Source organism: Lactobacillus sp. M0393, assembly GCF_016102025.1.
Classification (GTDB): domain Bacteria; phylum Bacillota; class Bacilli; order Lactobacillales; family Lactobacillaceae; genus Lactobacillus; species Lactobacillus melliventris.
The window spans coordinates 1-13652 of the sequence record NZ_JACFPK010000003.1; the positions used below are offsets into that span (position 1 = coordinate 1).

The 13652-nt window shown below is 34.0% G+C and carries 11 protein-coding genes and 1 pseudogene; 4 read left to right on the plus strand and 8 right to left on the minus strand.

What is annotated here, in order from left to right; all coding sequences use genetic code 11:
- Positions 1 to 167: 167 nt before the first annotated feature.
- The 7 genes from H3R29_RS02665 to H3R29_RS02695 all read right to left on the minus strand — a co-directional run bounded on the left by H3R29_RS02665 (position 168) and on the right by H3R29_RS02695 (position 8795).
- Positions 168 to 1442, minus strand: coding sequence for a UDP-N-acetylglucosamine 1-carboxyvinyltransferase (locus H3R29_RS02665; protein ID WP_198202514.1), 1275 nt, complete (start codon positions 1440 to 1442; stop codon positions 168 to 170).
- A 129-nt stretch (positions 1443 to 1571) separates the two neighbouring features.
- Positions 1572 to 3191, minus strand: coding sequence for a CTP synthase (locus H3R29_RS02670; protein ID WP_046325416.1), 1620 nt, complete (start codon positions 3189 to 3191; stop codon positions 1572 to 1574).
- 126 nt (positions 3192 to 3317) lie between these two features.
- Positions 3318 to 3872, minus strand: a complete 555-nt coding sequence (rpoE, locus tag H3R29_RS02675) for a DNA-directed RNA polymerase subunit delta (protein ID WP_046325417.1) — start codon at positions 3870 to 3872, stop codon at positions 3318 to 3320.
- Between the two features lie 47 nt (positions 3873 to 3919).
- Positions 3920 to 4324 (minus strand): DUF1934 domain-containing protein, encoded by a 405-nt coding sequence (locus H3R29_RS02680; protein WP_122026406.1) that lies wholly within the window; start codon positions 4322 to 4324, stop codon positions 3920 to 3922.
- 112 nt (positions 4325 to 4436) lie between these two features.
- On the minus strand, positions 4437 to 5627 hold the full coding sequence (locus tag H3R29_RS02685) for an MFS transporter (protein ID WP_198202515.1): 1191 nt from the start codon (positions 5625 to 5627) through the stop codon (positions 4437 to 4439).
- A 219-nt stretch (positions 5628 to 5846) separates the two neighbouring features.
- Positions 5847 to 7451, minus strand: a complete 1605-nt coding sequence (locus H3R29_RS02690) for an ABC transporter ATP-binding protein (RefSeq protein ID WP_198202516.1) — start codon at positions 7449 to 7451, stop codon at positions 5847 to 5849.
- Positions 7452 to 7949: 498 nt separating this feature from the next.
- Positions 7950 to 8795 carry a helix-turn-helix domain-containing protein gene (locus tag H3R29_RS02695; protein WP_198202517.1) on the minus strand — a complete coding sequence of 282 codons (846 nt, stop codon included), beginning with the start codon at positions 8793 to 8795 and terminating at the stop codon, positions 7950 to 7952.
- 197 nt (positions 8796 to 8992) lie between these two features.
- Between H3R29_RS02695 and H3R29_RS02700 the strand changes: the two genes are divergently transcribed.
- The 4 genes and pseudogenes from H3R29_RS02700 (at position 8993) to H3R29_RS02715 (ending at position 12467) form a co-directional block, all read left to right on the plus strand.
- The gene (locus tag H3R29_RS02700) at positions 8993 to 10351 is read left to right on the plus strand and encodes an HD domain-containing protein (RefSeq protein WP_198202518.1); all 1359 of its coding nucleotides are present in this window, start codon (positions 8993 to 8995) and stop codon (positions 10349 to 10351) included.
- A gap of 60 nt (positions 10352 to 10411) precedes the next feature.
- A pseudogene (locus H3R29_RS09215) lies at positions 10412 to 10750 on the plus strand (UTRA domain-containing protein); the annotation flags it as partial.
- Positions 10751 to 10999: 249 nt separating this feature from the next.
- A complete protein-coding gene (locus H3R29_RS02710) occupies positions 11000 to 11737 on the plus strand; it encodes a GntR family transcriptional regulator (RefSeq protein WP_198202519.1) in 738 nt (245 codons plus the stop codon).
- Complete coding sequence (locus tag H3R29_RS02715) at positions 11730 to 12467, plus strand: GntR family transcriptional regulator (protein WP_198202520.1); 738 nt, start codon at positions 11730 to 11732, stop codon at positions 12465 to 12467. Before H3R29_RS02710 ends, H3R29_RS02715 begins: the two co-directional genes overlap by 8 nt.
- Here H3R29_RS02715 and H3R29_RS02720 read toward each other — a convergent pair.
- A complete protein-coding gene (locus H3R29_RS02720; protein WP_198202521.1) occupies positions 12457 to 13641 on the minus strand; it encodes an MFS transporter in 1185 nt (394 codons plus the stop codon). The genes H3R29_RS02715 and H3R29_RS02720 overlap by 11 nt on opposite strands.
- Positions 13642 to 13652: the final 11 nt, after the last annotated feature.

The window sequence follows — 13652 nt, forward strand, 5'->3', positions numbered from 1 at the left end:
AAGGTAAAAGAAAAAGAACCAAGCAGTTTTTTAGCTGCTTGATTCTATTCATTTAAGCTCTATCAACAGGATTTGACAAAGAGCCAGGAAATCATCGTTCTTTTTTCGTGGTCTGGGAACTAGTTTTTTCCCAGACACCACTCAATTATTATTCAGTTACTATTAAATTATTCATTAGGTGCATCCTGGATTTTTACATCCGCACCAAGTAGCCGGAGTTTTTCTTGCACGCGATCATAACCACGGAGAATATTATCAGCATTGTCAATTACAGTCTCGCCATCTGCCATCAAACCAGCTATCATTAAGCAGGCTCCTGCACGAATTTCACCAGCTGAAACTTTCGTACCATGAAGTTTAGCAGTTGGATGAATCAAAATAATATTATCTTCCACTTTAATGTCCGCACCCATTTTACGCAACTGCTCAATGTGACCGATTCTTTTAGGATAGATCTGGTCAATAATCACGCCTTCACCGGACTTGGCAGAAAGCAGAAGCGGAGTCACCGGCTGCTGCAAATCTGTCGCAAATCCTGGATAAGAAGACGTGCGAATTTGTGTCATTTTTAAATCGCCAGCAGGATAAACATAAAGGGAATCTTCTGTTGCATCAATGACTACACCCATTTCTTCTACCTTGGCTAAATAGGAATCAAGGTGCTCCTCAATAATATTATGAATACAGATACCATTGCCAATGCAACCGGCAAGAGAAATATAAGTGCCTGCTTCAATTCGATCAGGAATTATAGTATGTGGCGTTTTAGCTTGCAGCTGCTTAACTCCTTCAATCCTAATCGAATCCGTTCCGGCACCCCTGATAACTGCGCCCATATTATTTAAAAACGTAGCCAAGTCAATTATTTCAGGTTCTTTAGCAGCATTATCAATAATAGTTTGTCCCTTAGCGGTTACTGATGCCATAATTATATTCATTGTTGCGCCTACAGAAGGCATTGCTAAATGAATAGTAGCACCATGGAGCCCTTCTGCAGGGGAAGTAATTTTTATTTGATCATTCTCATTTTTTACACATGCGCCTAAGGCTTCAAATCCCTTAATATGTTGATCTATGGGGCGGGGACCAATATCATCTCCACCAGGGAAGCCCACAACAGCCTTACCAAAACGACCAAGAAGGGCACCCATAAAATAATAAGATGCACGCAAACTCTTGATTTTACCACTTGGCAATGGGCTCATCTTAATGTGTTCTGGATTGATACGCAATGTTGTATTGTGAAAATCACTCACAACATCCATTTCACTGAGCAGATCCATTAAGTTGTCAACATCTGCAATCTTTGGAACACCTTCCAAAGTTACTGGTGTACGCGACAATATAGATGCTGGAATTAATGCGACCGTCGAATTTTTGGCACCACCAATCCAGACATCACCCTGCAGGGGCTTTCCACCATGAATTATCATTTGCTTCATTGGCGAAAAAATCCTTTTCTATTTCGTTTAGTCATAATAATGTTATAGGAATTTAACAGAAAAAACAAGAGAAGACCTTTGCCTTCCCTCACCCAAAAATCTGGTTTTTGTATTATTCAACTTTGCCAATTAAAGCTTTTCTTCAGGAAGACCACATGCAGCACCAATAAATGCTTTATACAATCCTTCCGGCCTTTGCGGTCTACTCAAAAATTCAGGGTGATATTGTGCAGCAATGAAGAATTTGTTCTTAGTTAATTCAATAATTTCAACTAAGTGGTTATCTGGTGATACTCCAGCAAAAGTCATTCCTGCTTTTTCAAATGCTTCACGATATTCATTATTGAACTCGTAACGGTGACGGTGACGCTCCTGAATGACATCTTGATTATCATACGCAGCAGCTGTCTTTGTTCCCTTCTTCAAGGTTGCTGGGTAAAGACCTAAACGCAAGGTTCCGCCAATATTTTCTTCGTCACGCTTATCAGCCATAATGTCAATTACATTATGCTTAGTCTTAGGATCTGCTTCGGTGGTATTAGCATCCTTATATCCTAAAACGTCACGCGCAAATTCGACAGTCGCCATTTGCATCCCCAGGCAAACTCCTAAAAACGGAATATCATTTTCACGGGCATACTTAATTGCTGTAATCATTCCCTCAAAACCACGTGAACCAAAGCCACCAGGAACGATTAAACCATCGGAACCTTCCATAAAGTCAGCAATATTATCTTCAGTCACATCTTCTGCCTGCACCTTATTAATTTTGACATCAGTATTGTAGGCGTAACCAGCATGTTTTAGCGCATCAGTAACAGAAATGTAGGCATCCTCAAGTTCAACATACTTACCAACAAGAGTAATTGTAGTAGTATGTTGTAAATTTTTAACCCGTTCATCAAGCCTTTGCCATTCAGCCATATCTGCTTCATCCTTAGGACTCTTGATATGGAGAAAATCACAGACCTTTTGATCCATCCCCTGCTTTTGAAAAGCTAATGGCAAGTCAAAAAGTGATGGTGCATTAATTGATTCAATAATACGATCAACTGGCACATCAGTGAAATTGGAAATTTTATCCTTATGCTCCTGATCAATTGGCATTTCAGCACGTAACACCAGCATATTAGGCTGAATACCAATACTGCGCAATTCAGCGACAGAGTGTTGGGTAGGCTTAGTTTTCATTTCTTGTGCCGCATGTAAATAAGGTACTAACGTACAATGAATGTACATTACATTTTCTTCACCTACTTCACGGCGCATCTGTCTGATAGCTTCCATAAAAGGAGTAGATTCAATATCGCCAACAGTACCGCCAATTTCTGAAATAACAACGTCTGAATCAGTGGTCAGACCAGCACGCATAATTTTTTGCTTAATCATGTCTGTAATATGGGGAATGACCTGAACAGTAGCACCGTGATAGTCCCCACGCCGCTCTTTTTCCAGTACTTCTTTATAAATTTTACCGGTAGTAACATTGGAATATTTGCTGGTACGTACGTCAACAATTCTTTCATAGTGTCCTAAATCAAGGTCCGCCTCAGTACCATCATCAGTGACAAACACTTCCCCGTGTTGATAAGGATTCATAGTTCCGGGGTCAATGTTAATGTAGGGATCAAACTTTTGCATTGTCACCTTTAAACCGCGGTTTTTTAATAATCGACCTAAGCTAGAAGCGGTAATTCCCTTACCCAGTGAAGAAACAACACCGCCAGTAACGAAGATATATTTTGTCATTAGCCCAAACTCCTTTGCAAAAAATAAGAATAATCAAAAAATAAAAAAGCTCCCTAACGGGAGCTTAAACGCACATAACGTGCCCAAATAAAATACTATCTATTTTAGGACGCAAAGTCAAGAAAATTATTCATTGTCATCTTCGTCGTCATCATCGTTTAATTCTGATAACTGACCTTCAATACCATCTGGTAAGTCTTCGTCATCGTCATCATCAGTATTGACATAATCATCGTCATCATCAAAGTCATCAGGCTCATCATCAGCAGTGGCATCCAAGTCTTCATCTTCTGGATCATCATTGTCGTAATCAATAATATCATCGCTGCCAGTAGCACTTGCCAAAAAGGCATTAACTTTCTTATGGTGAGTCCGAGTATCTTCTTCATCCTCATCTTCAGGGTGATTAACCTCTTCATCTACAGATTCATATGGGAACCATGAACGAAGAGCCCACACATTTTCACCCATTGAAATAAATTCACCATCGGTGTTCATGTCAGTATAGAATTGGGGCAAACGTTCCCTTATTTCTTCATCGCTCACACCTAAGTACTTTTGCACAGCGTTAACAATATCTGCAAAAGCCATTCTCTTATTGTTATCTTCTAAAATTGCGCGAGCAACTTCAATCATTGATAATTCATTGCGATTTTTGTCTTTAAAGTCGTTTAATCCCACAATTGTATTCCTCTCTTTTAAACAGTCTTTTTTATTTTACTAGGCGTTCATGTAAAAATCAATGTGACGGTATAATTACCTATTAAGTATAGACCACTGTAAAGGTTATATTCAATCTGAAGTTCACGGGAATTATTATTTTTAGAAAAAAATTTAATAAATTCAGTTGTACTTTGCAGATCCATTTGATAGCCTTGTGCCACATAGCGACAATCTTTACGTTCGCCAACTATAAAATGTAACTGCGAGTAATTATTCTGGTCACTGCCACGCCTAATAATCACATTATTTTCTCTAATCAGTATTTTAACCGGTACCTGGTCATCTTCCAAGTATGAAACTCTGGTAGTTTCACCTGATTCAATTAGTTCTCCTTGGCATTTTTTAGTAAAAGTTTCGCTTTCTTTTCCTTGAGTTATTCTACTAGTAAAATCAATTTTTACTTTAGTCATCTATCTGATTCTTTGTAATAAAAAAGCCAACCATCACGATTAGCTAATATAATTTAACATCCTTCTTAATTTTAGCAGAAATTATTATAAAACAAATTATTTTTTAACACCACTAATTAGTTTTTTTAGGTTCTGACAGCAAAATATTAATACCACCAATTATAATTAGGCTTGTACTAATAACAACAATAAATTTTTCACCAAGATGATCAAGAATTACTCCGGCAACAACTGACGAAATTGGTCCACCAATATTGGCAAACGTCCTGATAGTTGTCAAAACTCGTCCTAAGTAATTATCAGAGGTCGAAGTTTGAATAATAGATTCTTCAAGGACATTATGAATGCTGGTTGCAGGGCCAAACAGGAAAAGCAGGATACAAAGCATAACCATATTCTTTAGGAAAAAGAGCATAATAATGATAGGGATAGCGCTAATAATCCAAGCCCAACCAATTGTTTTAATTTTGGCTTTCATTTTGCCACCGATGACAGCACCAAGAATTATTCCTACCAGTATACAAATGTAAAAAGTGCTATAAAGTGCCGGTTGTCCTGCCTTTGCAGCTATCCGAGGCAAAATCAAGATCAGTGCAGGTTCTGCAAATGAATATAGTACGCTGGACCAAAGATAGTGAAACAAAAAGCTGTTTCCCTTTATGTAGCGGTAACCGTTGAGAATTTTTTGCCAATATTTTGTTAAGCCTTCATCTTTATTCTCTTTTTCTTTAACTACATTGTGAACAGGAATATTTCTTAGAGCTCTAATTAGTAATAAAAGTCCGAGCAAGCTTAAGCATGAACAAGCTAAAATAATATCTCCACTTGACAAAAAGGCCAGTAATGCGCCAGAAAGTGCAGTACCACCAACATTGACCAGCTGATCAACAATATTAATCTGGGAAATGATACTGGTCATTTCGCTTTCGTCTAACACAGATTCTTTTAAAATAGCCCGATCAGCGGGACCAAAAAACTCATCACAAATGGACAGAAGTCCGGCAATAATAATGGCAAAAGCGTAATATTTACTAAAGTAAATCATTGCAGCTGTTAACATAAAAAGTAGGACTACTTGGATCACCATTGAATAAATACTGGTTTTCTTGAAAGAATGATTGTCAATGAATGGCCCATAAAAAATAGAAAGGGCTGCAGTTATTGTGAAAATGGCATTGGTAATACCAACAACAGATGAACTCTTAGATTGTGTTTGGATCCACCAAATAAAAACCATACCAAAAAGTGAGTTGCCTAAACCACTGACTAATCGGGAAAGTAAGTACGGTCTTTTTTCTAACATGATTTTTCCTCTAAAGCTTAGCTTGTTAATATCGTTTTATATTAGGCGCTTAAAATAAATAACCGCTTGTTTTACATGGAACGAAAATTTAAAATTAAAAACTTCTTTTTTCATTCTATCATTTTTTTTTAATAATAAATCATTTTTCGTAAAAAATTTCAAAAAAAAGAGTTCCGAGTCGTTTTATGTTAGATTTACAAAAGAGTTACTTTTAATAAGTTAAACAGTTATGATTTGGTCAAACTTATCTTTATTTTCTTCATGTAATTGGTGACTAACAAATACAACAGTAATCTTAGGTTGATTTAAAAAGTCATTTTCAACTTTGATAGCTCCTGCTTTATCTAAGCTGCTAGTCGATTCATCCAATAAGAACAACTTACGGTTACGTAATAATCCTCGAGCTAAAGCCAAACGTTGCTTTTGCCCACCAGATAAACTAGCGCCACCTTCGCCAACTGGGGTATCTAATTTTTGCGGCAAAGTGCTGACAAAATCCCATAGATCAGCCTTTTCCAATGCAGATTTTATTTCTTCATCAGTAAAATGCTGGCCAAGTTCCAGATTATAGCGCACTGTAGCATTGAAAAGATATGCTGTTTGATCAATGTAAACAATGTTAGACCGTAATGTACTATTATCCATATTTTTAATCTCGGTTTGGTCTATTTGAAGATCACCTGTATAGTCGGTCAACCTACCAGCTAAAATTTTTAATAGCGTACTCTTACCACTACCTGATTCTCCATCAACAGCAATTTTTTGACCATCATGAATGGTAAAGTTGAGTGGCTTTTTAAATACTGGCTTACCTGGATGATAAGCAATTTGTAAATTTTTAGCTGTAATATTAATGTCAGCAATTTTACTACCGCCTTGAGTATGAGACTTAAGTGGCTTGTCTAATTGGTATTTGCTAAAAATTGGATTGAGTGCCTGCAATTCAGTCAATATCGGTGCAATAACCGCTAATGAATTAAAAACATTAAAGGCAAGCGAAGTAGATGAATTAATTACCCCAATAGTTACCTGCTTTTCTAAAATCAGAAAACCTGTCCAAGCTTGAATAGCTACTTGACTGATAACATTGCTGGCCCCAGCTATACTGCCATTATATGAGCTATACTTTGCTTGTCGTACTTTCGCCCCAATTAATTTTTTTATAGCATCGGTAATACGCTTTTCTATTTGCTGTTCTGCAGTAAAAATATTATAAGTAGCAAACCCTTGCAAACAATCATTAATTACATTAACCACTTTTTCATTTTCCTTACTAGTAGTGAAGTTGCTGGTGGCGACTTTCTTTCGCACAAGCTGAGGTAATCCCAAAGTAAAAAGGGTCAAAATGGCTACCAGAGGCAGAAAAGTCCAATTAAATTTTATCAATGCAATTAGAGAAAAGATGGAATCACCAAAAATTTGTACCATTGAGAATAAATTTGTAAAACCATTTTCTTCAACTAAATTCATGTCATTAGTTAGCCATGATGTGTAAACTCCAGTATCATGTTTTTCAAACCTGGAAACCGAATAATCTTCTATGTGTTCAATAATATCCTGACGTAACCTTAAGCTAAGAAACTGCACCGTTTTTACGCTCAATACTTGTTCACTAATTAAGAATACAGTCATTACCAAAAACAATAAGATATTGAGCAAAATGTATTTAAAAAATGCTTGAAAATCAAGTTTAATTAAGCTATTTAAAATGAAAACATTAATTAATGAATTAAGAACCCGAAAAGCTGAGCAAATCAGTTGGAGAATTACTACCAAAGTTACTTTTGCCGGTTCTTGTTTAACGTATTTAAACAAATTTTTCATAAAACTCTACCTTAGGAACATCATCTTAAAATTAAAAACTACTTTTGTTTCATTTTACCATTAATTTTTAATAATAAATTATTTTTTTGTAAAAAATTTTAATAAATAAAAAGGCTCCGAAAGTTAATAAACTTTTGAAACTCTTTTAGGTTTGGAAATCATGTACTCATAGGAAACAGCAGTTTTAAAAAACTAAATCTAAAATATTAGAATAACTTAAGAAATGTGAATAAAATAAAAAGAGCTAAATGCTTATTATTAAAACGGTCAACTTAATGACAATTACAAATAACAGCTTTAACTCCTATAATTATTTAACCAATTAACTTAAAACAAAAGAATTACAATATGTTTTAAAAATTTAATTTTATTTATTATAAATCAGTAATTATAATGATTACATTTCTTAACAAATCCATTATATTCTCTCCTTTTAATTTAGATTAATAAATACATACCTTTATGTTATCGCTACTAAAAAAATAAACAATTGTATTGTCATATTTGAAAATCACTTTTTGCCATCCTTTTTACATTTTCACCATATCCGGCAGCGACTAAAATACTCAATACGTTTTTGGCTTTTTCATCATTCTTTTCTAAAATATCCTCATAATATTCGCATAAAATTTTTGAAAAACTAATCTCAACATAATTTGGCAAGCTTCTAATATAACTTATAGCTATATAACAAAAACTAGATCTCTCTTTTCTTATACACCAATCAATATAGTTAATCATTAATGAGCTTAAGGCAATTACTATTTTTTTACTCAAATTATCAACATTTTTATAACGTCTTATAATACTTTTAATTAGGAAAAAAGCATCATCAATTTTATAAACTTGTATAACATTGGCTATAAGCACTAAACGTAAATAATCGTTTTCATCAGTGTCTTTTTGAAAAACAATTTGTTTTATTTTCTTTTTTTCAATATCAGTAAGTTTATTCAGCGCATTACTATTATGTGTATTTAAAATAATTTTAGCCTGCAATATTAATGAGCTAACGAATGGAGTTTTAGGACTTATTGTTTCAAAATCTTCAATCAAGCTATTTATTTTATTGTCATTGTCTTCATTAGCCGCTTTTACAAGTTCATTCATTAAAACTGTTACTTTTTTTCTGTTTTTTTTATTCTTTTTATAATTACCAAAAAAATCTACAGGAGTAACGTCATGATTTTTCAAAATTTCCAGAAAATCATTTACACCGATGTCATTTAAGCCTCGCTCGACCTTTGAATAAAAGGAAACGGAAATTACACCAGCTGCCATTTCTGTTTGAGTTAAGCCTAATTCCTGACGTAAGGCTTTTAATTTGTTGCCTATATAGTTCATATGATCTCCCATCTATTTAATAATATTAGTGCCTTTACAATTATGAACAGTTTTGCCACAACTGGCAAAACTCATTATTTAATTTTAATAAAAATAATATTAACGGCAACTGTATTAAACTAAAAGGCTTAAGTTTGTTATAATTTAGGTATCAAATAACCTTTAAAGACTAATCTAGTAATTTTCGAGGATTCTATATGCCAAATTTCTACAGCCAAAAACTTAAAAAAGAAGTAGTTTTAAGAGATCCGGTTCATGAATACATCCATATTGAAGATCAGGTAATACTTGATATTTTAAAAACCAAAGAATTTCAGCGTATGCGGAGAATAAAGCAACTCGGGCCAATCTCATATGTTTTTCCTGGTGCAACTCATACACGCTTTGAACACAATTTAGGTGTCTATGAACTGACACGCAGAATTTGTAATATTTTTGCCAAAAAATATCCTTCTCAACGCTCAGGTGATGGTCTCTGGGACGATAACAACAGACTCCTTGTTGAATGTGCGGGACTACTGCATGATATTGGTCACGGCCCCTATTCACATACCTTCGAGCATCTTTTTGGTACAAATCACGAAAAAATCGGTCAAAAAATTATCACTGATCCAAATACCGAAATCAATCAGGTTTTGAGATCTGTTTCACCCAATTTTCCAGCTCTTGTAGCTAGCGTTATTGCCAAAACTTATCCTAATCCACAGGTGGTAAAAATGATATCCAGTCAGGCAGATGCTGACAGAATGGACTATTTGCAACGTGACGCTTATTTTACTGGTGTAACCTACGGTAAATTCGATTTATCAAGAATTTTACAGGAAATTCGTCCCTACAATGAGGGAATCTGCTTCACAATGGCTGGTATGCATGCTGTTGAAGATTATATTGTTTCCCGTTATCAAATGTATCAACAAGTTTACTTTCATAGAGTTGGTCGTTCAATGGAAGTAATTTTACAACATTTACTTGAAAGAGCAAAAATTATTTACCAGCAGGGTAATTTGTCTGTAACACCAAGTTTAGCCAAATTTTTAGCCAACGACTGGACGCTTAATGATTATTTGAAGCTAGATGATGGCGTAATGGAAACTAATTTTTCAATGTGGACTAAAGTGAGTGACCCAATTTTGGCGGATCTAACCAAACGTTATCTTTTTAGACAACCCTTAGCCAGTATTTGTATTGATCAGGAAACTAAAAATTTACTACCTAAATTGAAAGATTTGATTAAACAAGCAGGTTTTGATCCAAACTATTATACAGATACCAATTCGGCTTTTGACGAGCCATACGATGCCTATAAGCCATCAGGCAAAAATGCCAACAGTCAAATTGAAATCATGCAGGATGACGGACAATTGATTGAATTGTCACAATTAAGTCCACTTGTAAGATCATTAAATGGCACACTTCAAGGCGATGAACGTTTCTTTTTTCCAAAAATAATGATGTCAAATAGTGATGAACCCCAAATTTTTGATCCCCTATACCAAAAATTCCAACGTTACGTTAAAAATGGTGCGTTAAGATATATCAGAAAGCCTAAGAAATAAAAAATATTCATAAATTATTCTTCCAATTTAACAAAAAGGTGAAAATTTCATTATTTAAAAAGACTTAGAACAGGTAATAATCAGCCTATAGCTATTAATGAAGAATATTTAAATTTTGACGTAATGCAAAATATTGATTTGGCTCTTTTGAACAAGTCTTTATACCAATATTTAAAAAAATGTAAGTTACCATTAATTGAAAATTACGCAGAAATTAACGCAGTTAGAGCCACAAAAGAGCAACAAAGCTTATTACATTTGAGTGTTGACTTTCTTTTAAAAACTTTAGCTAACGTTGATACAATCTCCATATCTGGTAAGCGGGTACCTCTAGGAGTATTTGTTTCATACTATAACCCTGACTTATATACATATAGATTTAATGGCTCGAACATTTAAAAACCTTATCTCGCTTTTTAAAACGAAATAAGGCTTTTTTAACAATACACAAGTTGTTCACTGTCTAACTTATTAACACAATACTTTTTTCAATCATGATATAATAAATTTTGCATTATAAAGAAGTGATTTTTTTGATAATTTATCAACACATCACATCTATATCAAAATAAATTTGATAAAATTACTTTAAATATAACTAAATGTTTTCCATTAATTCCGAATTAATCTATCTAAGGAGTGGCTATCTTGTCGGCTATAAAGAAAGAAGAATTGATAGCTAAAGATATTCAATACCAAATTGAACAAGGCTTCATTAAATATGAACAAAAATTGACTGAACGTACTACAGCCAAAAATTATTCAGTGTCTCGCGGAACTGCCAGAATGGCTTTAAAAAGACTGGAAAAGCAAGGGTTGATCTCTCGCAAACCGGCAGCAGGTTACTTTGTTAACTACCGTAAACATGAACCTCTTTTAAATTTGATTAATTCTTTTTCAAATAAACTTGATTACCTTAATATTTCTCAACATGACACCAAATATGAAATACTGAGACATAAATTCATCGACACCGACAAAGAGCTTTCTGAAAAATTAAAGGTGTTATTGGGAACAAAAATTCTACTAATAACTCTCAGATCTGTTGAAAAAGAATCAAACGGTTATGTAGTTTATAGAATCTTTTTGCCAATTGACAACGGTTTTTCAATGAGTAGTGAAGAAATGATCTTCAATAAAATTAAGGAAAAACTGCAAACGGCGCAAGATGCAGATGTTACTTTAAACTTCTGTTTTGCTGATAAGCTAATTGCTAAAGCTCTTCATGTCAAAGTGCAATCACCTTTGTTGTCTGTAGACGCAATATTTACAAACTCAGCTAATCAAACATGTTTATTTATAGAACAATACAGTGATTCAAGGCATAGTATTAGTATTTCGCCTTCCTCTGTAATTAGTGAAAAACTTGGTACATTTAATGAATAAAATATCTTATAAAGCTCCTTTATACGAACAAATTGAACACCTTTTATACGAGAAAATTAAAGCTCAAGAGTATTTACCGGGGCAAAAAATACCTAGTGAGCGTGAACTGGCAGAACACTACAAAATAAGCAGAACCACCACAAAACGTGCCGTTAACTTATTGGTTGAGCAAGGATTATTAGTAAGAAAGTTAGGAAAAGGGACTTTTGTTGTAAGTGGCTTAGACCAAAGATTCAATATTTCTTTTGAAAGTTCCGGCTCCATGACAGATTCTTTATCTTCAAGCGGAATTAGTATTTCCAACAAACAAATTAAATTTTTTACTAATATTGATTCAAAATTTTTACGGCAAAAATTAGCTCTTAACGAAAATGAACCTGTTTATGGCGTTCAACGTTTAAAGTTACATAGTGGAATACCTTTTGCGTTAGAAAATTCTTATGTTCCGGGTAAATACTTTCCTAACTTTTATCAAATCAACTTTAATAATATTGGTTTATATGATTACATGAACAGTATGGGCCATAACTTAAAAGACTACCAAACTTATCAGCAACTTGAGACCTTAATGACAGAAGAAGCAAAATTATTACAGATCAGTACCAATACCTTTGTCTTTAAATCTTGTTACTCAAGTATTGACCAAGATCAAAACATTATAGAATATACAGAAAGCTATGTTAAAGCAAAAGAAGGGAAAATTCATTACCACTTGAGACTCAGTGAATAAATTTAGAATTTTTTGAAGCTGAAATAACGGGTAATGTAAAAATAAGCAATGATAAAAAAGCCATAAGAACGCAAATGAGGAAAAGAAATTCATAATTGGTATTGTCAATAATTAATGCTCCGAATAAGGGACCTATTGCTTTGCCTAAAGCGCTAAACATTTGAACTCTGCCCTGATAATAACCAGTTAAATTTTTGGGTGATTCAATGTCTACAAAGCTGGCAACCCCTGGAAAAAGCAATATCTCTCCTAGTGTGAGTAAACACATTGATGTCACATAGAGGCCGTAATTGTCTTTAAAAGGTAATAATAAAAGTGCAAATGATGCCAGCAATAATAAAATACCTATATTTAATCGTCCTCTAATATGTTTTAACAATAATTCATCAAAATGAGTAACAACAGGTTGAAATAGGACGATCAGAATTGCATTAAATGTCCAGAGAAAGCTGTAACTTTTAACTTTAAAGCCTTTTTCTACCATAAAAGTTGAAAGATTGCTCTGCCATTGTTCATAAATGAGCCAGCAAATTAAAACCATGACAAGAGCGCCTAAAATCTTGGGTGTTAATTTTCCCTTTTTTATTGCTTGCTTTCTGTCGCCCATTGTTTGGTCAAACTGAATATTATAATTAATAACAGCTACCACTAAAAATAGTATTTGAATTATTGTTGCAATGGCAAATACGTAGCCAATTCCCAAAGGCATAATATATCCGACTGTGAGCGTTCCAAAAACTAAACCAAAGTTTGACGCAAAGTATAAGAGGTTAAATACATAGCTGGAACGATGATTTCCGACTCTAGTCGCCAAGGAATTTTCACAAGTTACAGAAATACCGTTTGCAAGACCAGACAAAATGAGCAATAAAGCATAGGCCGGCCAAGCATGAAAAAAGATAAGTCCGCCTAAAGCAAATATATTTAAAACTATTCCCAGTAAAATAGAGTAGTAGGGACTCCAACTATCAAACAATTTTCCACCTATCAAACTACCTAACATAGTAGCAAGCTGATTTAAAAATAGGACAGATGCTGCAATTACCAAGCTTTTATGTAATGTTTCATGGATATAAATTGTGTTTAAAGGCCAAATAAAACTCATTGCGGTATTAGTAATTAAAACACCAAGAAGTAGCCACTTTAAAGAAATAGACTGTCTTTTTTTTAACATTTTTTCACCTC